At 72.7% G+C, this 22,487-nt stretch carries 19 protein-coding genes, 1 pseudogene and 1 riboswitch; of the genes and pseudogenes, 14 read left to right on the top strand and 6 right to left on the bottom strand.

Annotation, left to right across the window (positions count from 1 at the left end; translation table 11 throughout):
- Window positions 1-89 precede the first annotated feature (89 nt).
- Window positions 90-1,319: an MFS transporter gene (locus AB0L33_RS22425; protein ID WP_365684070.1), complete on the bottom strand. Its 1,230-nt coding sequence runs from the start codon at window positions 1,317-1,319 to the stop codon at window positions 90-92.
- A 121-nt stretch (window positions 1,320-1,440) separates the two neighbouring features.
- On the opposite strand from AB0L33_RS22425, the gene AB0L33_RS22420 reads away from it, so the two are divergent.
- Complete coding sequence (locus AB0L33_RS22420; protein ID WP_365684068.1) at window positions 1,441-2,613, top strand: ROK family transcriptional regulator; 1,173 nt, start codon at window positions 1,441-1,443, stop codon at window positions 2,611-2,613.
- A 119-nt stretch (window positions 2,614-2,732) separates the two neighbouring features.
- On the opposite strand, the gene AB0L33_RS22415 is transcribed toward AB0L33_RS22420, so the two are convergent.
- Entirely contained in the window at window positions 2,733-5,078 is a 2,346-nt protein-coding gene (locus AB0L33_RS22415; protein WP_365684066.1) for a chitinase C-terminal domain-containing protein, read from the bottom strand.
- 276 nt (window positions 5,079-5,354) lie between these two features.
- A riboswitch (FMN riboswitch) is annotated at window positions 5,355-5,485 on the top strand.
- A gap of 155 nt (window positions 5,486-5,640) precedes the next feature.
- Between AB0L33_RS22415 and ribD the strand changes: the two genes are divergently transcribed.
- The 10 genes from ribD (at window position 5,641) to AB0L33_RS22365 (ending at window position 14,214) form a co-directional block, all read left to right on the top strand.
- Entirely contained in the window at window positions 5,641-6,741 is a 1,101-nt protein-coding gene (gene ribD, locus AB0L33_RS22410; protein ID WP_365684064.1) for a bifunctional diaminohydroxyphosphoribosylaminopyrimidine deaminase/5-amino-6-(5-phosphoribosylamino)uracil reductase RibD, read from the top strand.
- Window positions 6,742-7,335, top strand: a complete 594-nt coding sequence (locus tag AB0L33_RS22405) for a riboflavin synthase (protein ID WP_365684062.1) — start codon at window positions 6,742-6,744, stop codon at window positions 7,333-7,335.
- A complete protein-coding gene (locus AB0L33_RS22400; protein WP_365684060.1) occupies window positions 7,332-7,976 on the top strand; it encodes a nicotinamide mononucleotide transporter family protein in 645 nt (214 codons plus the stop codon). The genes AB0L33_RS22405 and AB0L33_RS22400 overlap by 4 nt, the downstream gene beginning before the upstream one ends.
- Window positions 7,973-9,271: a bifunctional 3,4-dihydroxy-2-butanone-4-phosphate synthase/GTP cyclohydrolase II gene (locus tag AB0L33_RS22395; protein WP_365684058.1), complete on the top strand. Its 1,299-nt coding sequence runs from the start codon at window positions 7,973-7,975 to the stop codon at window positions 9,269-9,271. Before AB0L33_RS22400 ends, AB0L33_RS22395 begins: the two co-directional genes overlap by 4 nt.
- Before the next feature lie 34 nt (window positions 9,272-9,305).
- Window positions 9,306-9,791, top strand: a complete 486-nt coding sequence (gene ribH, locus AB0L33_RS22390) for a 6,7-dimethyl-8-ribityllumazine synthase (RefSeq protein ID WP_365684056.1) — start codon at window positions 9,306-9,308, stop codon at window positions 9,789-9,791.
- 34 nt (window positions 9,792-9,825) lie between these two features.
- Window positions 9,826-10,098, top strand: coding sequence for a phosphoribosyl-ATP diphosphatase (locus AB0L33_RS22385; protein ID WP_018103937.1), 273 nt, complete (start codon window positions 9,826-9,828; stop codon window positions 10,096-10,098).
- Window positions 10,099-10,161: 63 nt separating this feature from the next.
- The gene (gene hisG, locus AB0L33_RS22380; RefSeq protein WP_018103938.1) at window positions 10,162-11,010 is read left to right on the top strand and encodes an ATP phosphoribosyltransferase; all 849 of its coding nucleotides are present in this window, start codon (window positions 10,162-10,164) and stop codon (window positions 11,008-11,010) included.
- Window positions 11,011-11,035: 25 nt separating this feature from the next.
- Window positions 11,036-11,503: a PH domain-containing protein gene (locus tag AB0L33_RS22375; RefSeq protein ID WP_365684055.1), complete on the top strand. Its 468-nt coding sequence runs from the start codon at window positions 11,036-11,038 to the stop codon at window positions 11,501-11,503.
- A gap of 186 nt (window positions 11,504-11,689) precedes the next feature.
- On the top strand, window positions 11,690-13,051 hold the full coding sequence (locus tag AB0L33_RS22370) for a hemolysin family protein (RefSeq protein WP_365684054.1): 1,362 nt from the start codon (window positions 11,690-11,692) through the stop codon (window positions 13,049-13,051).
- Window positions 13,048-14,214: a hemolysin family protein gene (locus tag AB0L33_RS22365; RefSeq protein WP_365684053.1), complete on the top strand. Its 1,167-nt coding sequence runs from the start codon at window positions 13,048-13,050 to the stop codon at window positions 14,212-14,214. Before AB0L33_RS22370 ends, AB0L33_RS22365 begins: the two co-directional genes overlap by 4 nt.
- 154 nt (window positions 14,215-14,368) lie before the next feature.
- Here the strand turns inward: AB0L33_RS22365 and AB0L33_RS22360 are convergent, their stop codons facing one another.
- Both AB0L33_RS22360 and AB0L33_RS22355 read right to left on the bottom strand, forming a co-directional pair.
- Window positions 14,369-16,258: an AAA family ATPase gene (locus AB0L33_RS22360; RefSeq protein ID WP_365684052.1), complete on the bottom strand. Its 1,890-nt coding sequence runs from the start codon at window positions 16,256-16,258 to the stop codon at window positions 14,369-14,371.
- A gap of 381 nt (window positions 16,259-16,639) precedes the next feature.
- The gene (locus tag AB0L33_RS22355; RefSeq protein ID WP_365684051.1) at window positions 16,640-17,224 is read right to left on the bottom strand and encodes a hypothetical protein; all 585 of its coding nucleotides are present in this window, start codon (window positions 17,222-17,224) and stop codon (window positions 16,640-16,642) included.
- 192 nt (window positions 17,225-17,416) lie between these two features.
- On the opposite strand from AB0L33_RS22355, the gene AB0L33_RS22350 reads away from it, so the two are divergent.
- Entirely contained in the window at window positions 17,417-18,769 is a 1,353-nt protein-coding gene (locus tag AB0L33_RS22350; protein ID WP_365684050.1) for a peptidase C39 family protein, read from the top strand.
- A 24-nt stretch (window positions 18,770-18,793) separates the two neighbouring features.
- On the top strand, window positions 18,794-19,843 hold the full coding sequence (locus AB0L33_RS22345; RefSeq protein WP_365684049.1) for a glucose 1-dehydrogenase: 1,050 nt from the start codon (window positions 18,794-18,796) through the stop codon (window positions 19,841-19,843).
- Window positions 19,844-19,870: 27 nt separating this feature from the next.
- Here AB0L33_RS22345 and AB0L33_RS22340 read toward each other — a convergent pair whose 3' ends face one another.
- Window positions 19,871-20,521, bottom strand: a complete 651-nt coding sequence (locus tag AB0L33_RS22340) for a TetR/AcrR family transcriptional regulator C-terminal domain-containing protein (RefSeq protein ID WP_365684048.1) — start codon at window positions 20,519-20,521, stop codon at window positions 19,871-19,873.
- Window positions 20,522-20,569: 48 nt separating this feature from the next.
- Between AB0L33_RS22340 and AB0L33_RS22335 the strand changes: the two are divergent.
- A pseudogene (locus AB0L33_RS22335) lies at window positions 20,570-22,006 on the top strand (FAD-dependent oxidoreductase); the annotation flags it as partial.
- A 4-nt stretch (window positions 22,007-22,010) separates the two neighbouring features.
- Here the strand turns inward: AB0L33_RS22335 and AB0L33_RS22330 are convergent.
- Window positions 22,011-22,475, bottom strand: coding sequence for an MSMEG_6728 family protein (locus tag AB0L33_RS22330; protein WP_365684047.1), 465 nt, complete (start codon window positions 22,473-22,475; stop codon window positions 22,011-22,013).
- Window positions 22,476-22,487: the final 12 nt, after the last annotated feature.

Genomic DNA, 22,487 nt, shown 5'->3' with positions numbered 1-22,487 from the left:
GATCAGCGCCATGGTAGTGGTGCCCGGCCCGCGCGCCCCGCCCGGACCCACCCGTTCCGTTTCTCCGGTGCGGTGGCTTCCGGAAAGGGTCAGGCGCCGGGGCTGCCCGCCGCCGTGTCCGGTACTGCCGCGCCCCGGGACGCAGGCTTGCGGTCACCGGCCCGCAGCACCCCTGCCCCCAGGACCAGGCCGAACGCCAGCACCGACACCAGGCCGAAGGACACGACCAGCGAGGTGGCCTCGGCCAGCGAACCGATGGCCGACGGGGCGATGAGGCCGGAGGTGTACGTGATCGTCGCGACGCCCGCGATGGCCTGGGCCGGCTTGGGCCCGCTGCGCCCGGCCGCCGCGAAGGCGAGCGGGACCACCACGGCGATGCCGAGCCCCATCAGCCCGAAGCCGCACATCGCGAGGGCCACGTGCGGGGCGGTGACGACCAGGACCCCGCCGGCCGTGGCCAGGACGCCCCCGGCCCGTACGGTGCGCACCGCGCCGAAGCGGTCGACCACCCGGTCCCCGGCGATCCGGGCGACCGCCATCGTCAGCGCGAACGCGGTGGTGGCCACCGCCGCGAGACCGGCCGAGCTGTCCAGCGTGTCGCGGAGGTAGACCGCCGACCAGTCGAGGCTGGCCCCCTCGGCGAAGACCGCGCAGAAGCCCACCGCGCCGATGATCAGGGCCGACTTCGGCGGGAGCGCGAAGCGCGGCGGCGGCTCCTCGTCCGGCCGGCTGCGCAGGTCGAACACCCACTGGCAGGCGGTGAGGCCGAGCAGGGTCAGCAGCACGGCGGCCGTCACGTGGTGCAGCCGGGCGTCCGTGCCCGCGTGGGCGGCCACCGTGCCCGCCGCCGAGCCCAGCAGGGCGCCCACGCTCCACATGCCGTGCAGTCCGGACATGATCGACTTGTCGAGACGGTTCTCCACCTCGACCCCGAGCGCGTTCATCGCCACGTCGGACATGCCGGACGAGGCTCCGTACACGAACAGTGCCGCGCACAGGGTGAGCAGATTGGGCGCCAGGGCCGGGAGGACCAGCGCCAGCGTCCACAGGCTGAGCAGCCCACGCAGGGCGGTCCGCGCGCCGAAGCGGTGGCTCACCGCGCCGGCCAGCGGCATCGCGACCGACGCGCCGATCGCGGGGAAGGCCAGCGCGAGGCCCAGCTGGCCCGCGCTCACGCCCGCATGGTCCTGGATCCAGGGGACCCGGGTGGCGAAACTGCCGGTCACCGCCCCGTGCACGGTGAAGACGGACGCGATGGCGTACCTGGCCCGCCGCACCTCCTTGGTGCCGAAGACCGTAGCCGTGGATGTGGCTGTCATACCGCCGTCCCTCCCCTGAAGTCCTGTTCCACGATGCGGGCGATAAACTATCAGGAACCCTGCCTGATAAATAGACCGCCCGTACGTCTCCGGTCCGGCGGTGATCTGGAAGGATTCCGGCATGCCCGCATCACCGAGCACCGCCCGGGCCATCAACGACCGGCTCGCCCTGCGGCTCCTCCAGCAGGACGGCCCCCTGACGGCCACGCAGTTGAAGACCCTGACCGGGCTCTCCCGGCCCACCGTCGCGGACCTCGTGGAACGCCTCCGGGGCGCGGGCCTGATCCATGTCGTCGGCGAGACCGGGGCCGACCGCCGGGGGCCCAACGCCCGGCTCTACGGCATCGTCGCGGACCGCGCGCTGCTGGCCGGGCTCGACGTGCGCACCGACAGCGTCGCCGTCGTCGTCGCCGATCTGCTGGGCGCGACCCTGGCCGAGGCGACGCTGCCCGTCGGTGAGGCGGAGGAGGACGCCGTGGAACAGGCCGTCGCCCTGCTGACGAGCACCGTCCGCAGCGCGGGGAGCGCCCCCCTGCACAGCGTCGGCATCGGCGCGCCCGGGCTGATCGACCCGGTCACGGGGGAGCTCCGGGACAGCACCGGTCTGCCGTCCTGGCACCGCAGTCTGGTCCGGGCGCTGCAGGAGCGGCTGCCGGCGACGGTGCTGGTCGAGAACGAGACGAACCTCGCGGCCGTCGCCGAGCACCGTGTCGGCGCGGCCCGCGACCACGACACGTTCGTCCTGCTCTGGCTGGGCCACGGGGTGGGGGCGGCGGTCATGCTCGACGGCAAGGTGCGCCGGGGGGCCTCGGGCGGGGCGGGCGAACTCGGCTTCCTGCCGGTCCCGGGCACGGCGGGCACGCCCTCGGCCGTCAACTGCGAGGGGGGATTCCACTCGCTGGCCGCCTCGGTGCCGCTGTGCGAGCTGGCCGCCGGGTACGGGATCGCCGTGGCGGGGGAGGGCCAGGAACCCGGTGCGGCGGCGGCCGTCCGGGCGGCGCTCGCGGGGGAGGGCGACAGCGAGGGCTTCCTCGGCGCCCTGGCCGACCGCATCGCGCTGGGCGCCGCGGCGGTGGCCTCGGTGCTCGATCCGGGGCTCGTCCTGCTCTCCGGCGAGGTGGGCCACGCGGGGGGCCAGGTGCTGGCCGCCCGCGTCGAGGAGCGGCTGGAGGCGATGTCCCCGCTGCGCACCGGGGTGCGGGCGGGGCTGCTGGGCGGCACGGCGGTCCGCCGGGGGGCGCTGCTCGCGGCGCGCGACGCGGCGCAGGACGCGCTGTTCGCGACGGGCGCCTGATCCCGGTCCCGGCCCGGGGCCCTCGCGGGTGGCCCCGGACCGGCGCTGCCGGTTCCGTCCTCGATCGCCGGACGGGCTTGGTCGGTACGGGGCGGGGCCGCGCGGCCCCGCCCCGGGGTTCAGCAGGCGCCGAGGTCCTGCCAGACGCCCCATTCACCCGTGGTGCCGGGCTTCTCGCCCTTCGTCCACCACTTCGCCTTCCACTGGTGGCCGTCCTGGCTCACCGTCGAACCGGTGCCGTACTCCGTGCTCGCGCTCCACGCCGCAGCCGTGCACGTGCCGCCCGACGGGTCGGGGCTCGGGCCGGTGGAGCCGGACGGGTCGGGTGCCGGGGTCGAGCCCGTGTCCGGCTCGACCAGGGTCGTGCCCCGGGCCAGGTCCGCCGCCAGCGCGTAGGACTTGCCGCCGAAGGTCACCGTCCAGTTGGACGGGGTGGACGTCGGCAGGTAGTACACGAAGTCGACCTGGACCGACGCGCCGGGCGCCAGGCTCTGCCAGGACGGCAGCTTCAGCGAGACGCGGTTGTAGTCGCCCTTCAGCCCGCCGACGTTGTTCGCGGCCGTGTGGTCACTGCGCACGATCGTGGTGCCGAAGCCCGACTGGTCCTTGGCGTTGGCGGGCGCCGAGGTGGAGTAGTCGAACTGGAACTCCGTACCGCCCGGCAGCGTCGCCTTCGTGTGGTTGGTGATCGTCAGCTTGGGGCTGATCGGGTAGTTGGAGTCGCCCAGCGGGAACTGGCCGAAGGAGACGTCGATGTCCAGCGCCTGCGTCGGCAGGTCGATCGTGGAGCGCTTCGCCCCGTACGGGGCGGCCTTCTTGAAGGTGTCGTACATGGTCGAGGTGAGCGTGGAGCCGGGCTCGTATTGACCCTTGTCCGCGTTCCAGCCGTAGTCGCCGGCCAGCTCCCAGATCATCGTGCCGCCGATGCCCTTGTCGGCCACGTAGTCCGCCTTGGCCTGTACGGACTGTTCGTCCTCGGTGGAGAGGAAGACCTTCTTGTCGGCGTTCCACAGCCACGGCGCGACCAGCGTCGAGTCGTAGTTGCGGACGTAGGTGCCGGTCAGCTTCGTGTCCGCGGGGAACCCGTAGTCCGTGACGTAGTCGCCGACGATGCCCTTCTCCAGGTTCTTGGCGTGCCACATCGGGTTGGACCCGGCCGGCGACTCCTTGCCGTTGGTGTCCAGGTCGTGCCAGAGGTTGTCGATGCCGACGGCACCGTCACCGCACTTGGTCAGCCCCGCACCGGCCGGGCAGTCGGTCGAAGCCGCCTTGCCCCACAGGCCGTTGGTGCCGCCCTGCACGTTCTTGAAGCCGCGGGTGTAGTACGGCAGGCCGATGTTGATGCGGCCGGACGGCATCGAACCGCGGAAGTAGTGGTAGGCCCAGTCCGTGTTCAGGTAGCCGGTGCCGCCGTACTGCGAGGTCGAGTAGACGCTCGCCTGGGCGAGTTCCGCGTCCTTGCCGTCGTCGTAGAGCGCGGCGTTCGGACCGACGTACTCGTTCCAGGCGCCGTGCAGGTCGTACGACATGATGTTGACGTAGTCCAGGTACTTCTGGACCTGGAACGTCTCCATGCCGCGCAGCAGGTAGCCCGAGGAGGGGGCCGCGACGCTGAGCAGGTAGTGGTGGCCGTCGGCGGCGGACGCCCGGTCCAGCTTCTCGCGCAGGGTCTTCATCAGCGCGGCGTAGCCCTTGACCAGACCGGCGCGGCGGGCGTTGGACAGCGTCCAGTCCAGCGGGTTGCCCGCGTCCTTCATCGTGGTCGGGTACTCGTAGTCGATGTCGACGCCGTTGAAGCCGTACTTCCGGATGAAGTCGACCGCCGAGTTCGCGAACGTGTCGATCCCGGCCTGGTTGACCGAGCCGTCGGCGTTGGTGGCCATCGAGTAGAAGCCGCCCGAGCCGACCCGCTCGCCGTCGTCGCCGAAGTAGCCGCCGGTCTCGGCCCAGCCGCCGACGGAGACCATCGTCTTCACGTTCGGGTACTGCTTCTTGAACTTGCTGAGCAGGTTGAAATGGCCCTTGTAGGGGAGGTCCGGGTCCATTTCGGCGCCCTTGACGCCCGGCCAGGTCATCCCGGTGGAGGCGTTCTCCGGCCCGTCCGCGCCCACGGAGAGCTTGTTCGACCCGTCGACGTGGGCGAAGGCGTAGTTGAGGTGGGTGACCTTGTCCCAGGGGATGTCGGAGGCCAGGTAGGCGGGCTTGCCGTCCTTGCCCGTCCGCCAGTTGGTGAAGTAGCCGATGACGCGCCGGGGGTGGTCGGCGCCCATCTTCTCGCGGCCCTCGGAGTCGTACACGGAGCAGTAGGGGACGGAGACGCCCGGCGTCTCGTAGAGCCCGTCGGGGCGACAGGACTCCTGGTCGGCGGCTTGTGAGGGGGTCGCGGAGAGCGAGCCGATCAGCAGCGCGGCGATGCCTGCGCCGGCGGCGAGGAGCGACGCTCTCGCACGGGTGGGGGACAGCACGTTCGGTTCCTCCTGGGGAGGTCGGCAGAACACAACTGAACAAAGGGGGGCGGGTCGTGCCTGGTCCCGGGCGTGCGCACACCGCGGAACCGCTCCTCGGAGGTGACGCAGAGATTAAGAGGACTAGACCAGTGCGTCAATAGGTCTGGACCAATCGCGGGACTTTCCGTGCGGATGTCCGAAAGAGTTCTTGTCACGTGCTGTCTGTGAGCCACTCCACAGCGTTCACCCGGTTGGCCCCCGCCGGGTCGTGGCACACTGATCGTGTACCAGCAGCAGCGCACTCCGGGGTCGGTGCAATTCCGAACCGGCGGTTACAGTCCGCGACCCGTCCGCATCCAGCGGCCGGTTGACCAGGTGAAATTCCTGGACCGACGGTTAAAGTCCGGATGGGAGGCAGTGCGCGGCGGGCCGTTTCGCGGGTACGCCGCCGTCGGCGGAGGTTCCGGATCACCGGACCCCTCCGTGTTTTCCGGCTTCAGGCGTCCCCGTCGTGCGTTCCGCTTCTTCTGTCGTCATCGACAGGCCCCGGAGTCCGTGCCCGAAGAGGCAGGAGGACCCGGTGGACACCGCAGCCGACATCACCGCCATGCGCCGAGCGATCGCGCTCGCCGCCCGCGGCCTCGGCTCCACCAGCCCCAACCCGGTCGTGGGATGCGTCGTCCTCGACGCCGCCGGAGCGACCGCCGGCGAGGGCTTCCACCAGCGCGCCGGCGGCCCGCACGCCGAGATCCACGCCCTGCGCGCGGCCGGCGACCGGGCCCGCGGCGGGACCGCCTACGTCACCCTCGAACCCTGTAACCACACCGGCCGCACCGGCCCCTGCGCCCGGGCGCTCATCGAGGCCGGGATCGCCCGTGTCGTGTACGCGGTCGGCGACCCGAACCCGCAGGCCACCGGAGGCGCCGACACGCTCCGCGCCGCCGGTGTCCGGGCCGAGGCCGGCCTCCTCGCCGACGAGGCCGAGGCGGGCAACGCCGCCTGGCTCACCTCCGTCCGCCGCGGCCGCCCGCACGTCACCTGGAAGTACGCGGCGAGCCTGGACGGCCGGGTCGCCGCCGCCGACGGCACCAGCCGCTGGATCAGCTCCGCCGAGTCCCGCGCCGACGTGCACCGGCTGCGCGCCGAGGCCGACGCGGTCCTCGTCGGCTCCGGCACCGCCCGCGCCGACGACCCCCAGCTCGGGGTGCGCGGCATCGACGGCGCGGTCCAGCCCCTGCGCGTCGTCCTGGACACCCGCGCCACCGCCGTACGGCCCGGCGCCCGGGTCCTCGACGCCACCGCGCCCACCCTGGTCGCGGTCGCCGACGACGCGGACACCGGCCACCTGCCCGACGAGGTGGTCCTGCGGCTGCCCCGCGCGGCCGGGGGCCCCGGTCTCGACCCGGCCGCCCTGCTCGCCGCCCTCCACGAGCGCGGAGTGCGCTCCGTACTCCTCGAAGGCGGCCCGGTCCTGGCCGGCGCCTTCGTCGCCGCGGGACTCGTCGACAAGGTCGTCGGCTATCTCGCACCCGTCCTCATCGGCGCGGGCCCCGCCGCCCTCGCCGACGCCGGAATCTCCACGATCACCGAGGCGTTGCGCCTCGACGTGACGGAGACCGTCCGCATCGGCCCCGATCTGCGCGTCACCGCCGTCCCCGGCCGCGCCCGGAAGGAGAACTGAATGTTCACCGGAATCGTCGAAGAACTGGGCGAGGTCACCGCCGTCGAGCAACTGGACGACGCCTCCCGCTTCCGCCTGCGCGGACCCGTCGTCACCGAGGGCGCCAAGCACGGGGACTCCATCGCCGTCAACGGCGTCTGCCTGACCGTCGTGGACCTCGGCGAGCACGAGTTCACCGCCGACGTGATGGCCGAGACGCTGAACCGCTCCAGCCTCGGCGCCCTGACCACCGGCTCCCGCGTCAACCTCGAACGCCCCATGGCGCTCGGCGGACGCCTCGGCGGCCACATCGTCCAGGGCCACGTCGACGGCACCGGCCGCATCCTGGAGCGCCGGCCCTCCGAGAACTGGGAGATCGTCAAGATCTCGCTCCCGGCCGCCCTCACCCGCTACGTGGTGGAGAAGGGCTCGATCACCGTCGACGGCGTCAGCCTGACCGTGGTGGACGCCGGACCCGACTACTTCACCATCAGCCTCATCCCCACCACCCTGGCGCTGACCACGCTCGGCATCAAGGGGCCCGGCGACCCGGTCAACCTCGAAGTGGACGTCATCGCGAAGTACGTCGAGCGACTTCTGGAGGGCGCGAAGTGAGCGCGCTGAACTGGCTGAACTCCGAGGCGTTCACCGTCCTCGACCAGCACATCATCTGGTCCGACATGATCGGCAACACCGTCGGCCTGATCGCCCTGGCGCTCGGCTGGCTGCGCTCGGTGTGGACCTGGCCCGCCCAGCTCCTGTCCGGCGTGGTGCTGGTCGCCGCCAACGTCTCCGTCCAGCAGGCGGGCAGCGTCGGCAAGCAGGTCATCGTCATCGCGGTCGCCGTCTGGGGCTGGCAGCAGTGGACCCGGGGCCGGCAGCGGGCGCAGGACGGCTCCATTGCGGTCCGGTTCGCCACCTGGCGCGAACGCGGCTACCTGGTCGGCGGGGCGGCCCTCGGCACCCTCGCGGTCGGCGGCCTGTTCACCGCCTTCCCCTCGCTCTCCTGGAGCCCGTGGGCGGACGCGTACATCTTCGCGGGCACGCTGGTCGCGATGCTCGCCCAGGCGCGCGGCATGGTCGAGTTCTGGTTCGCCTGGCTCCTGGTCGACCTCGTCGGCGTCCCGCTGAACTTCCACAGCGGACTCGCCTTCTCCGGACTCATCTACGTCGTCTACGGCGCCCTCGTCCTGTGGGGCATGCGCGACTGGTGGCTGCGCACGCGGACACCCGCTCTGGAAGGAGCCACGGCATGACTGCCCAGCCCGCCTGGTTGCACCGGGACCACGAAGAGCCCGTCGAGGACCTGGCCCTGGACCCCGTCGAGCAGGCCGTCCGCGACATCGCGGCGGGCAGGCCCGTCGTGGTCGTGGACGACGAGGACCGCGAGAACGAGGGCGACCTCGTCATCGCCGCCGAGAAGGCCACCCCCGAGATCGTCGCGTTCATGATGAGCGAGTGCCGCGGACTGATCTGCGCGCCCATGGAGAGCGACGAGCTGGAACGGCTCGAACTGCCCCAGATGGTGGACCACAACACCGAGTCGATGAAGACCGCCTTCACCGTCTCCGTGGACGCCACCGCCGCCCACGGCGTCTCCACCGGCATCTCCGCCGCCGACCGCGCCACCACGCTCCGGCTGCTCGCCGGCGGCGTGGCGGGCCCCGGCGACTTCGTGCGCCCCGGTCACGTCTTCCCGCTGCGCGCCCGCTCCGGCGGGGTCCTCGTGCGCAACGGCCACACCGAGGCCGCCGTCGACCTCGCCCGGCTCGCCGGACTCCGGCCCGCCGGGGCGATCGTCGAGATCGCGGGCGAGGACGGGGTCATGCTGCGGCTCCCCCAGCTGGTGCCGTTCGCCCGCAAGCACGGCCTCACGATCATCTCCATCGAGGACCTGATCGCGTACCGCCGCAGCAGTGAGCCCACCGTCCGCCGCGAGGCCGAGGTCCGGCTCCCCACCCGCTTCGGCGCGTTCACCGCGTACGGCTACCGCTCCACCGTGGACGGCGTCGAACACGTCGCACTGGTCCACGGCGACCTCGGGGACGGCGACGACGTCCTGGTCCGGGTCCACTCCGAATGCCTGACCGGCGACATCTTCGCCTCCGAGCGCTGCGACTGCGGCCCCCAGCTGCACGCCTCCATGGAGCGGATCACGGACGAGGGGCGCGGCGTCGTCGTCTATCTGCGCGGCCACGAGGGCCGGGGGATCGGCCTGCTCTCCAAGCTCCGCGCGTACGAGCTCCAGGAGCGCGGCATCGACACGCTCGACGCCAACCTGGAGCTCGGCCTGCCCGCCGACGCCCGGGACTACGCGGCGGGCGCACAGATCCTCGCGGACCTCGGCGTGCGCAGCCTGCGCCTGATGACGAACAACCCGGACAAGACCGCCGCGCTCACCCGGCACGGACTGACCGTCACCGGGCGCGAGCCGATGCCCGTCCAGGCCGGCGAGCACAACCTGCGGTACCTGCGCACCAAGCGCGACCGCATGGGACACGACCTGCCCTGGCTCGACGCGGTCCCCGCGTCCGCCTGCGGCAACCAGTAGAGCAGCACTCCCGTACAGAGAACCCAGGAGAGACATGAGCGGCAAGGGCGCACCCGAACTGTCCGTACGCAACTGCGGCGACCTCCGTGTGGCGGTCGTCGCCGCGCAGTGGCACGAGAAGGTCATGGACGGGCTCGTCGACGGCGCCCTGCGCGCCCTGCACGAGCTGGGCATCGACGAGCCGACCCTGCTGCGGGTCCCGGGCAGCTTCGAGCTCCCCGTCGTCGCGAAGGTGCTGGCCGGGCGCGGGTACGACGCGATCGTCGCCCTCGGTGTGATCATCCGCGGCGGCACCCCGCACTTCGAATACGTGTCCCACGGCGTCACCAACGGCCTGACCCAGGTCGCCGTCGACACCGGTGTCCCGGTCGGCTTCGGCGTACTCACGTGCGACAACGAGGAGCAGGCGCTCGACCGCGCCGGTCTCGACGGGTCCAACGAGGACAAGGGGCACGAAGCGGTCACCGCCGCGGTCGCCACCGCCGCCACACTGCGCTCGGTCAGCGAACCCTGGCGCTGAGTGCGGGCGCGGCACCCCGTATTCTGAGCACATCATGGCGAACAAAACCTTCGAAGAGCTCTTCGCCGAGCTGCAGCTCAAGGCCGCCAACGGCGACCCCTCCACCTCCCGCACCGCCGAACTCGTGGAGAAGGGGGTCCATGCCATCGGCAAGAAGGTCGTCGAGGAGGCCGCCGAAGTCTGGATGGCCGCCGAGCACGAGAGCAAGGACGCCGCCGCCGAGGAGATCTCGCAGCTGCTGTACCACGTCCAGGTGATGATGGTCGCGCGCGGGATCTCCCTGGACGACGTCTACGCCCACCTCTGAGCCAGGCCCCGCACCCTCCCGTACGTCATCCCGCCACACCCTTCGCAAAGGAAACCCGACCTCATGCTGCGCATCGCCGTCCCCAACAAGGGTGCTATCTCCGGGCCTGCGATGGCGATGCTCCATGAGGCGGGCTACAAGCAGCGCAAGGAGTCCAAGGAACTCGTCCTGGTGGACCCCGCCAACGAGGTCGAGTTCTTCTACCTGCGCCCCCGCGACATCGCGATCTACGTCAGCTCGGGCCGCCTCGACATCGGCATCACCGGCCGCGACCTGCTCCTGGACTCCGGCGCCGAGGCCGAGGAGATCCTCCAGCTTGGCTTCGCCCGCTCCACCTTCCGTTACGCCACCAAGCCCGGGACCGTCGCGGGCCCCGAGGACTTCGACGGCCTCACGATCGCCACCTCCTACGAGGGCATCGTCGCCAAGCACCTCGCCGAAGCCGGTGTCAACGCCTCCGTCGTCCACCTCGACGGGGCCGTCGAGACCGCCATCGAACTCGGCGTCGCCCAGGTCATCGCGGACGTCGTGGAGACCGGCACCAGCCTGCGCAACGCCGGCCTCGACGTCATCGGCGAGCCCATCATGACCTCCGAGGCCGTCGTCATCCGGCGCACCGGCGCCCCCGCCGACGAGCCCAAGGTCCAGCAGTTCCTGCGCCGCCTCCAGGGCGTCCTGGTGGCCCGCAGCTACGTGATGATGGACTACGACTGCCGCGTCGAGCACCTGGAGCGCGCCGTCGCCCTCACGCCGGGCCTGGAGTCGCCGACCATCTCCCCGCTGCACCACGAGGGCTGGGTCGCCGTCCGCTCGATGGTCGCCGCCGCCGAGGCGCAGCGGATCATGGACGACCTGTACGACCTCGGCGCCCGCGCCATCCTCACCACCGCGATCCACGCCTGCCGTCTCTGACGGCGGGAGACGGAAGAAGAGCACGATGTCAGCCCCCACGCCCCCGCCCGGCCCGCCGGCCCTGCCGGTCACCTTCCGGCCGACCCGCACCCGGGTGGTCCTGCTGACCGTCGGCGCGGTGATGTTCGCCGTCATCACCGTCGTCGCCTTCACCCTCGAACAGCTCAGCGGGGGCGAGCGGGTCAGCTTCGTCTTCACCGCGCTGCTCTTCTTCGGCGTCCTGGCGCTGCTCAGCCGCCCCAAGGTGGTCGCGGACGAGGAGGGCGTGACGGTGGTCAACCTCACGCGCAGCCGCCGCCTCTCCTGGGCCGAGATCGTCCGCGTCAACCTGCGGGTGGGCGACCCCTGGGTCTTCCTCGACCTCAGCGACGGCACCAGCATGCCCGCACTCGGCATCCAGCCCGGCATCGCCAAGCAGCGGGCCATCCAGGACGCCCGGGCCCTGCGCGCCCTCGCCGAGAACCACGGCACCGGCACCGACAACAACGGCTGAGCCCCCTGCCCCGCAGGGCCTCCCGTTGATTACTCTGGAGGGCGGTGGCGCCCCGTGTGCGCCCCGCCCCGCCCGAAGGCCCGCGTGGCCGGCGGGGATTTTCCTGCGACCCGAGGAGTGACTCCCTCCAGCAATGGACGGATCGTCCGGTAGTACCTGCGCCGCCCCCTCCGCGGAGGCGGCGGCATGACAACCCCCCTCTTGCTGCTCAGCGCGGCATTCCTTCTCATCCTCGCCAACGGCTTCTTCGTGGCGGCCGAATTCGGTCTGGTCACCGTGGAACGCGCGGACGCCGAGCGCGCCGCCTCCGAGGGCGACCGGCGGGCCCGCACCGTCACCGACGCCCTGCGCGAGCTCTCCTTCCAGCTCTCCGGCACCCAGCTCGGCATCACCATCACCTCCCTGGTGGTCGGCATGCTCGCCGAACCGGCGCTCGCCCAGCTGCTGGACGGACCCCTCGCCCTGACCGGGCTGCCCGACGGCGCCGTCCCCACCGTCAGCGTGGTGACCGGCATGCTGCTCGCGGCGGCCGTCCAGATGGTCATCGGCGAACTCGTCCCGAAGAACTGGGCGGTCTCCCGCCCGCTGACCGTGGCCCGGTTCGTCGCCGGACCCCAGGCCCGCTTCACCCGCCTCTTCCGGCCGGTCATCGGGGCCCTGAACACCGCGGCCAACCGCCTCGTACGCCTCCTCGGCGTCGAGCCCACCGAGGAGCTGGCCTCCGCCCGCACCCCCGGGGAGCTGGTCTCCCTCGCCCGGCACTCCGCCGAGGCGGGCACCCTCGAACAGGACACCGCCGATCTCTTCGTGCGGACCCTGTCGCTCGCCGGGCTCACCGCCCAGCACGTCATGACCCCGCGCGTGAAGGTCAGCGCCCTGCAGACCTCCGCCACCGCGGAGGACGTCCTCAACCTCACCCGCGCCACCGGCCTGTCCCGCTTCCCCGTCTACCGGGAGCGCATCGACGAGGTCGTCGGCATGATCCACCTGAAGGACGCCCTGGCCGTCCCGGCCCCCGACCGGCTGCGTACCACGGCAGGCCGGATCGCCGTGCCGCCGCTCCTGGTGCCCGAGACGCTGCCCGTCGAACAGCTCCTCCAGCGGCTGCGCAAGGAGCAGCCGATCGCCGTCGTCGTCGACGAGTACGGCGGCACCGCCGGGGTCGTCACCCTGGAGGACATCATCGAGGAGCTGGTCGGCGAGGTCCGCGACGAGCACGACGCCGAGGGCGCCGACCGCCCCGAGCTGGCCCCCGCCCCGCCCGAGGACGGCAGCCCCGCCTGGGACGCCGAGGGCAGCTGCCGGGTCCTCACCCTGCGCCGCATAGGACTCGACGTGCCCGACGGCCCGTACGAGACGGTCGCCGGACTCGTCGCCGACCTGCTGGGCCGCATCCCCGCCCCCGGCGACCGGGCCGAACTCCCCGGCTGGCGGATCGCCGTCCGCCAGGTCGGCCACTACCGGGCCGAGAAGGTCCGCTTCGTCCGGACGGCCGGCGCCGCCGGCGCGGACGCCTCGGAGCCCGCGGTCCTGGAGGCGGCGCGATGAGCCTCGTCCAGCTGGTCTTCGCCGGACTCCTGGTCCTGGCGAACGGCTTCTTCGTCGGCGCGGAGTTCTCGCTCGTCTCCGTACGCCGCAGCCAGATCGAACCCCTCGCCGCGGCCGGTTCCGGCCGTGCCCGCCAGGTGCTGTACGGCCTGGAGAACCTGCCGCAGATGATGGCGGCGGCCCAGTTCGGCATCACCGTCTGCTCCCTGACCCTCGGAGCCGTCGCCGAACCCACCGTCGCCCACCTCCTGGAGCCGGTGTTCGCCGCCGTGCACCTGCCCGAGGGGCTGATCCACCCGCTCGGCTACGTCCTCGCGCTCGCCCTCGTCGTCTTCCTCCACCTCGTCATCGGCGAGATGGTCCCGAAGAACCTGGCGATGGCCGCGCCCGAGAAGACCGCGCTCTGGCTGAGCCCCGGCCTCGTCGGCTTCGCCCGGCTCTGCCGCCCGGTCACCGCCGCGCTCGGCGCCTGCGCCCGGCTGGTGCTCCGCCTCTTCGGCGTCGAACCGAAGGACGAGGTGGAGGCCGTCTTCACGAGCGAGCAGCTCAACCGCCTCGTCGAGGACTCCGGGCAGGCCGGTCTCATCGAACCCGAGGCGCAGGAACGCCTGGAGGACGCGCTGGAACTGGGCAGCCGCCCCGTCACCGACGTCCTGCTGCGCCGGGCGGCCCTGGTGACCGTGGACCCCTCGGTCACCCCGCGCCGCATCGAGGAGCTGACGGTCCGCACGGGCTTCTCGCGCTTCCCGGTCTGCGCCGAGGGCGGCGGGCCCTTCATGGGCTACCTGCACGTCAAGGACGTCCTCGACCTGGAGGACCGGGAGCGCGCGGTGCCGCAGCAGCTGTGGCGCCCGATGGCCACCGTCCGGGCCGAACTCCCGCTGGACGACGCCCTCACCGTGATGCGCCGCGCCGCCACGCACCTCGCCCAGGTCGCGGACGCCTCCGGCCGGGTGCTCGGCCTGGTCGCGATGGAGGACGTCCTGGAGACGCTGGTCGGTGAGGTCCGCGACCCCGCGCACCGGGTGGCGGAGCCGCGCCGGACGGAGGAGCGGACGACGGACCCGGACGGGGCGGGGGCCCTAGGGGGTGTCTTGCCGATCATGGCCGGGTCCGCGACGCCTGGCACGGCACCTCGCGGCGTTGCCGAAACGCCCCAATAGCTCCGCTATCGAGACGCTGCGGCGCCTTGCGATGCACCGCACCAGACGCCGCGGCCTGATCCGACCCTGAGCGACAAGACACCCCCTGGTGGGCTGAGCCCCGCGTCCGTCCGTGCCGCCCGTCACCGCGTCTCCGGTGGCGGGCGGCACCGCTTCACATGCCCGGCGGCTCCTGCTGCCCCCGGCCTACCGGACCGCGCCCGGACAGGACCTCGCCGTACGCCTGCATCAGGTCCGGCAGCCGCAGCGTGGCCAGGTCGTCCCGGCTCGGCATCGTCGTGCAGCCGGAGAGCCGGAGATCGCGATAGGCGCAGCTCTTCTCGTACAGGGTCCGCAGGAAGCGGCCGTTGCCCAGCTCGTCCAGCCAGCCCTGGTCCACCACGTGGCCGCTGATCGAGCGCAGCTCCTCCAGCGATTCCTCGTCCCACACGTCGCCGTTCTCGGCGGCCAGCACCTCGCCGATCGCGGTGAGCTCCAGCGGGCGGTAGCTCGGGAAGTCCACCCGGGTGGTGAAGCGGGAGGAGAGCCCGGGATTGGTGGACAGCAGCCGGTCCATGCCCTCCGGATAGCCGGCCAGGATGACGACCAGGTGGTCCCGGTTGTCCTCGGCCCGCTTGAGCAGCACCTGAAGCGCCTCGTCGCCGTACGCGTCGCCCTTGCTGTAGCCGGTGTTGGACAGGCTGTACGCCTCGTCCACGAACAGCACCCCGCCCAGCGCCGAATCGATCAGCTCGTTCGCCTTCACGGCGGTTTGGCCCAGGAACTCACCGACCAGATCCGCGCGTTGCGCCTCCACCAGGTGGTCGCCGCCGAGCAGGCCCAGCGCGTAGAAGACCCGGCCCAGGATGCGGGCCACGGTCGTCTTGCCCGTACCGGACGGTCCGGAGAACACGAAGTGCCGCTTCGGCGGCTGTACGGGCAGCCCCTGGCCCGCCCGGAGGCGCGCCATGTTGAGCTGCGCCGAGAGGGCCTTGACCTGCCGCTTCACCGGCTCCAGGCCGACCATCCGCTCCAGCTCGGCCAGCGCCTCGGCCAGCAGCGCCGGGTCGCTGGGCCCGGCCGGGAACGGCTGCGCCGACGACTTCGCCCGCACCGTGCCGGGCAGCGGCGGGCTCCCGGCACCGGGCACGTCCTGCGGTTCTCCGCCGGGCGGCAGCTCCCGCCCGTCCGCCGCCTGGTCGGCGCCCGGCGGCGGGGCGCCCTCCGTGCAGAACGCGTCCGCCTCCACACCGGTCAGGGACACGGAGGCGAGACCGGGCACGTCCTCGGAGCCGTCGAGCCCGTCGTAGTCCGCGATGGCCGCCAGGCGCGCGGAGGTGTCCATGAAGGCCGGGTCGATGCGGTGCACGGCGCGGTAGAGGGGGAGGGCGGCGGCGCTGCGGCCGGTGCCCTCGTGGGCGCGGGCCAGCCAGTAGCGCAGCTCCTTGCGCTGCGGCTGCTCGCTGCGGCAGCGCATCAGGGCCGTCGCGAGCATCGGCTCCGCCTGCCCGTACATCTCAAGGCGCACCCGGGCCATTCCGCCGAACAGCCCCGCCTCGATGCCCAGCAGGGGGTCGTCGATCAGCTGCTCGGTGTGGCGCACGAGCTGTTCCCAGTCCTTGACCAGGTAGGAGCGGCAGGCGTGCAGGAAGCGGACCTGGGGATCGGTCTCCACCGGTGGCAGCGCGGCCAGTGCCCGGTCCAGCTCCGCGACATGGCGGCCGTCCAGCCAGTGCGAGGCGTGCGCGAGGAGCAGGTCGCGCGGGCTCTCCAGCACCGGTTGCACCCACCAGCCCAGCCAGTACCAGGAGTTGAGCGTGCGCCGGTAGCGGGTGCGCTGTTCGCCGAAGCGGTCGCGGTGGCGGTGCATGTGCAGCAGCGCCGAGGCGGTGTCGACGCGCAGGGCGTGCAGCCCGAGCCAGGCGTCCGCCATGCCGGGGTCCTGGCCCACGGCCGCCCGGAATTCTTCCTCGGCCTGCGGATACGCGCCCATCGTGTAGGCGTCCACGCCCCGCAGCCAGGCGAGGTCGGCCGGGGCCTGCGCGCCCTGCGTACCGAAGTCCATCAGGTCCCCCACAAACGTGCCCCCAGGATGTCCCGCCGCCGAAAGCGCGCCGAATCGCTGTGCCGTGGACGGGAATTGACCGCACCGAGAGGCATCGTACCTGTGCGGTGAGTATCCGACGAAGGGTGCCGCGGGCCGGAGGGGCGCCGTGACCCAGGGTGAGAAAGAAGGCGCCGGAAGGGCGCCGCGAGCACAGGACGAAGCCCCCGGTCACGGGGGAACAACCGGGGGCTTCGCGTCTGTGGGGGCTCCGAAAAGCCGCACATTGAGAACGTAAGACCTGTACCGCCCCCGGGTCAAGCGGAGTTGAGGTACTTCCGAGCCGTTTTCCGGCGGCGCGAGAGGGCGGCGCGAGCCGGTCACACCGGGTGACGGAACGGTTCAGCGCGGCCGGCGCACGGGCCCCTCCAGCAACTCGTACCCCTCGGGCAACTGCCGTACCAGAACGTCCGCCCAGGGGCGCGACGGGTCCGAGGCGAAGTGCGCGGTCTCGGCCGCCGTCCAGCCGTCCCAGAAGGAGCGCAGCCCCGGCCCGTCGCGCCGTCGCCCGCGCGCCCAGGACTCCCCGGCGGGCAGGTCCATCCACAACAGCCGCGCCAGCAGGGGCCGCAGGGCGCGCCGCCCGGCGCCGACGCCCTCGATCAGGACCACGGGCGCGGGCTCCAGGGTCCTGACCGGCCCGAAGGTCCGGGCCGTCCAGTCGTACGGCGCGTAGCGCGCGGGCTCGCCGCGCGAAAGCGGGCCCGTCACCTGCTCGCGCAGCCGTCCCGTCCAGGCGAACAGTTCCTGGTGCGTGGCGAGATCGTCCAGGTGCAGCACGGGCGCGTCGCCGAGGGCCGCCGCGAGGCGGCCGGTGAAGGTGCTCTTGCCCGATCCCGCGTGCCCGTCGACGGCGACCAGCCGCGCCGGTCCGCAGGACGGCGGGAGGGCGGTGAGCCGCGCGGCCTGGAGCGCGAGATCGTTCATGCGTCCAGCCTACGAGCCGGGGCGGGCGGTAGGCCGTTCGGCCCAGCCGCAGGTCACGCCAGTGGTAGAGACCAATATTGGTTGATCGGCACGGGTCGAATCGCTGGCCGAACCGGGACGCGAACCGCGATAGTTGGCGCACTGTCGTGCACCGCAGCCCCATTCCGCAGACGACGACCGGGGGTCTCGCCCATGCCCAGTCCCACCTCACGCCGCACCGTGCTCGCCGCCGCCGTCGTGGCGGCCGCCGGTGCCGGAACGCTGTCGTCCGCCGCCTCCTCGGCAGCGGCCTCCCGCCGCGCCCGGCCCGCGCCGCCCTCGGTGGACAACCACGCCTGGACCACGTACACCGACTGGCGCTGCGGGGACCGCGCCGGGACCCGGGCGGTCGCCGGCCGCCGTGCCGGTCTGGTCATCGCCGAACCGCTGGGCCGTACGGACTACACCGACCCGCACACCGGAACCACCGCCTCCTGGGAGTACGCGACCTGGACCTCGCCCGTCCACCGCTCCCGCGTCCCCGCGACCGAGGTGATCGCCTCCTGGAACGCAAAGACCCCGGCGGGCACCTGGCTCCAGATCGAGCTGAGCGGCCGCTACTCGGACGGCACCGACACCCCGTGGTACGTGATGGGGCGCTGGGCCGCCGGTGACGCGGACATCCGCCGCACCTCGGTGGACGACCAGAGCGACGGCAAGAGCTCCATCTGGACGGACACCTTCTCGGTGGACGACGCCGCGAGCGGCCTGCGCCTGCTGTCGTACCGCCTCCGGCTGACGCTGTACCGCACCCCGGGCAGCCGCCTCACCCCGACGGTGTGGCGGGTGGGCGCGATGGCCTCGGACGTCCCTGACCGCTTCACGGTGCCCGCGAGCACCCCGGGCCTGGCCCGCGAACTGCCGGTGCCGCGCTACTCGCAGAACGTCCACGTCGGGCAGTACCCGGAGTACGACAACGGCGGCGAGGCGTGGTGCAGCCCCACCTCCTCGCAGATGATCATCGAGTACTGGGGTCGCGAGCCCTCCGCCGAGGACCTGTCCTGGGTGGCGCCCGGCATACAGGACCCCTCGGTCTGCCACGCCGCCCGCTTCACGTACGACAACCAGTACGAGGGCTGCGGCAACTGGCCGTTCAACGCCGCCTACGCGGCCACGTACCACGAGATGAGCGCCGCCGTGACCCGGCTCGGCTCGCTGAACGACGTGGAGACCCTGGTCCGCGCGGGCATCCCCGTCATCACCTCGCAGTCCTTCCTGAAGGAGGAGCTGACGGGTGCGGGCTACGGCACCTCGGGCCACCTGATGACGGTCATCGGCTTCACCGCCGACGGCGACGTCATCGCCAACGACCCGGCGTCGCCGAACGACGACGCGGTCCGCCACGTCTACCGGCGCCGCGAGTGGGAGAACATCTGGCTGCGCACGAAGCGGTACGACGCGAGCGGCAAGGTCAGGAGCGGGACCGGCGGGGTCTGTTACGTCTACTGGCCGGCCCACCCGACCCCGGCGCAGCGGTTGGCGCTGCGGTCGTTCGGGCTGGTCTGAGCCCGGCGGTACGAAGGAGGGCGCATGCGTGCCGTGACCGTCCGGCCCTCGGCCGCCGGAAGCCTTGAGGTCCGCGAGGTCCCCGACCCGGTGCCGGGTGCGGGGGAGCTCCTGGTCGACGGGATCTCCGTGGGGGTCTGCGGCACGGACCGGGAGATCGTGGCGGGTGCGCTGGGCCGGGCACCGCAGGGCGAGGACCGGCTGATCATCGGTCATGAGTCGCTGGGCCGGGTGCGGCAGGCGCCCGCGGGGAGCGGCTTCGCCGCCGGTGACCTGGTCGCGGGCGTCGTGCGGCGCCCCGACCCGGAACCGTGCGGCGCCTGCGCCCGGGGTGAGTTCGACATGTGCCGCAACGGGCGTTACACCGAGCGCGGGATCAAGGAGCGGCACGGTTACGCCAGCCGGTTCTGGACCGTCGAGAGCGATTACGCGGTCCGGCTCGACCCGTCCCTGGAGCGCGTCGGCGTCCTGCTGGAACCGGCCACCGTGCTGGCCAAGGCCTGGGAGCAGATCGAGCGGATCGGCGCGCGCTCCTGGTTCGCGCCGGAGCGGGTCCTGGTCACCGGCGCCGGGCCGATCGGCCTGCTCGCCGCGCTGCTGGGCCGCGGGCGCGGGCTGGACGTCCACGTCCTCGACCGGGTGGCCTCGGGGCCGAAGCCCGGTCTGGTGGCCGGGCTGGGCGCCACGTACCACAGCGGCGCCGTCGACGACGTGGCCGCCGCCCTCCGGCCCGACGTGGTGATCGAGGCGACGGGCGCCGGGGACGTGGTCCTGGGGGCGATGCGGGGGACCGCGAGCTACGGGATCGTCTGCCTGATCGGCGTGTCGCCCGAGGCCCATCGGCTGCCGGTCGCGGCGGGCGCGCTCAACAACGAGCTGGTGCGGGGGAACGTCGCCGTGGTGGGCTCGGTCAACGCCAATCTGCGGCACTACCGCGCGGGCGCCGAGGCCCTCGGCCGCGCCGATCCGGCCTGGCTGGAGCGGATGATCACCCGGCGGGTGCCGCTGCGGGACGCCGCCGACGCGTTCACCCCGCAGGACGGGGACATCAAGGTCGTCATCGATCTGGACTGACGGCGGGCCCGTCGGCCGTGCCCGCCGTCAGTCGACGCCGTAGGCCGCCGCGATGCCCGCGATCACCAGGTCGAGCGATTCCTCGTAGTGCTGCTCGAAGTCCGCGAAGATCTCCGCACCCGCCGCGGCGGTCAGCGGGTAGGCGGCCAGCAATCGCGCGCGCTCGGCCACGTCGAAGCCCTCCCTGCGCCGGCCCGGCAGGGGCTCGGCGCCCTGCTGCTCGATGACGGAGCCCAGCGTGAACATGTACGTCGTCGTGGCCGCCCGCACCGCCTGGGCCAGGGTGAATCCGGCGGCGGTCAGCAGCCGCAGGCTCTCCTCCATCTGCTCGGCGTGCACCGCGCCCGTGAAGCGCGAACCGCTGAACACCCGGGCCCCGTCGCGGTAGCCGAGCAGTGACGTCCGCAGGGCGTGGTTGGTCTTCCGCAGCCGCTCGCGCCAGGTGTCGGCCGGGTCGAGTGGGGTGCCGGCGAGCATGCGCCGGTACATCTCCGTCGCCATCTCGTCCAGCAGGGCCTGCTTGTCCTTGAAGTGCCAGTACAGGGCGGGCGCCTTGACGTCCAGCTCCTTCGCGATGGCGCGCAGGCTCAGCCCGTCCAGGCCCACCTCGTTCAGCAGGCTCAACGCCGTGTCCGCGACCCGGCGGCGGTCGAGGGGGGTGCGTCGTTCGGTACTCACGCTTGACAGCTTAACGCCGTTAAGGGCACGCTCGGAACCACCGAGCACTTAACGGCGTTAAGGAGAATGGTCATGGATGCGGATGTACTGATCGTCGGTGCGGGGCCCACCGGTCTCGCCCTCGCGGTGGACCTGGCCCGGCGCGGCGTGCGCGCGCTCGTCCTGGAACGCGCCGATGAGCTGTTCCCCGGCTCCCGGGGCAAGGGCATCCAGCCCCGCACCATGGAGGTCTTCGACGACCTCGGGGTCATCGACGCGATCCACGCGGCGGGCGGCACCTATCCGGTCGGCATGGTCTGGCGCGACGGCGAGCGGGCCGGCGAGCACCGCATGTTCGACCCGGCCGAGCCGAGCGAGGACTCGCCGTACAACAAGCCCTGGATGGTGCCGCAGTGGCGCACCCAGGAGATCCTGGCCGAGCGGCTGGCGGAGCTGGGCGGCGAGATCGCCTTCGGCCGGGAGGCCGTGGGTCTCGCGCAGGACGCGGAGGGCGTCACCGTGCGGCTCTCCGGCGGCGGCGCGCTGCGCGGCCGCTACCTGGTCGCCGCGGACGGCGGCCGGTCGGCGGTGCGCCGGGCGCTGGGGATCGGGATGACCGGCGAGACCGTCGACCCGCACCCGACCCTGGTCGCGGACGTCCGGATCACCGGACTCGACCGCGACAACTGGCACATCTTCCCGCCGCGCGAAGGCGCCGGCTTCCTCGCCCTGTGCCCGCTGGCCGGCACGGAGGACTTCCAGATGACCGCCCGGTTCGAGGAGGGCGCCGACGTCGACCTCACCCCGGACGGCATCCGCAAGGTGATCGCCGGACGCTCGCACATCCCCGCCGAGGCCGTGACCGAGGTGCGCTGGGCCTCGGACTTCCGCCCCCGCGCCGCCCTGGCCGACCGCTTCCGGGCGGGCCGGGTCTTCCTCGCCGGGGACGCCGCGCACGTGCACTCCCCGGCGGGCGGCCAGGGCCTGAACACCAGCGTCCAGGACGCCTACAACCTGGGCTGGAAGCTGGGCGCGGTCCTGACGGGCAGCGCCCCGGCCACGCTCCTGGACAGCTACGAGGAGGAACGCCGCCCGGTCGCCGCGCAGATGCTCGACCTCTCCACCGGCGTCCACCGCGGCGAGGTCCGCCGAGGGGGCGCCACCCGCCAGCTGGGCCTGGGATACCGCGACTCCTCGCTCACCGAGGAGACGCGGGAGGCGGTCGGGGCGGACGCGCTCCGGGCCGGCGACCGCGCCCCCGACGCGACCGTCGACGGCGTACGGCTCTTCGACGCCTTCCGGGGGCCGCACTGGACGCTGCTCGCGCTCGGGACCGGCGCACCCGGCGGCATGGCCGGACCGGTCGCCCGGGTGGTGGGCGGGAGCGCGCCCGCCGCGTACGGCACGGGACTCTTCCTCGTACGGCCGGACGGGTACATCGGGTGGGCCGGCACCGCGCCGGACGGCCTCGACGCCTATCTGCGCCGGTTCACCACGACCGGCTGACGCGCTACGCGCGGTCCGAGGACGGCCACACGTACGGCAGGTCGTCCGGCACGCCCGGAAACCGGTCCCGGTAGTGCTCCGGGTCCTTGCGGAGCAGCGCCGACTGATGGCTCCGGTGGAACTCCGGGTCGCCCAGCCACGGCGGAAGCTCCCCCTCCGCCGCCAGCTCGGGCTGCGGGCGGACCGGCGCGCCGTCCGTGTGGGCCCGGAAGTCGTGGACGAGGGTGCCGGCGCAGGTGTCGGCGCGCCCCTCGGCCGTCCAGGCCGCGCAGATGTCGAGGCCGTACCGGACGAGCGCCTCCTCGTACCCGGCCCACATGCGCACCGCGGGATGCCTGCGCCACCCGTAACCGGGCACGGTCAGGCCGCGGAACACCTGCAGGGCCTCCACCCGCTGCTTGCCGAGCCGCCTGGCGTCCAGAACGGCGGCCGACTCCGCGAAGCCGGAGCAGGGGAGAAAGGTCTGCATGCGACCTGTCTA

This window comes from Streptomyces sp. NPDC052299 (genome assembly GCF_040679335.1).
Classification (GTDB): Bacteria; Actinomycetota; Actinomycetes; order Streptomycetales; family Streptomycetaceae; genus Streptomyces.
Note: the sequence above shows the minus strand (reverse complement) of the source record. Positions and strands in the feature narration are given on the sequence as shown.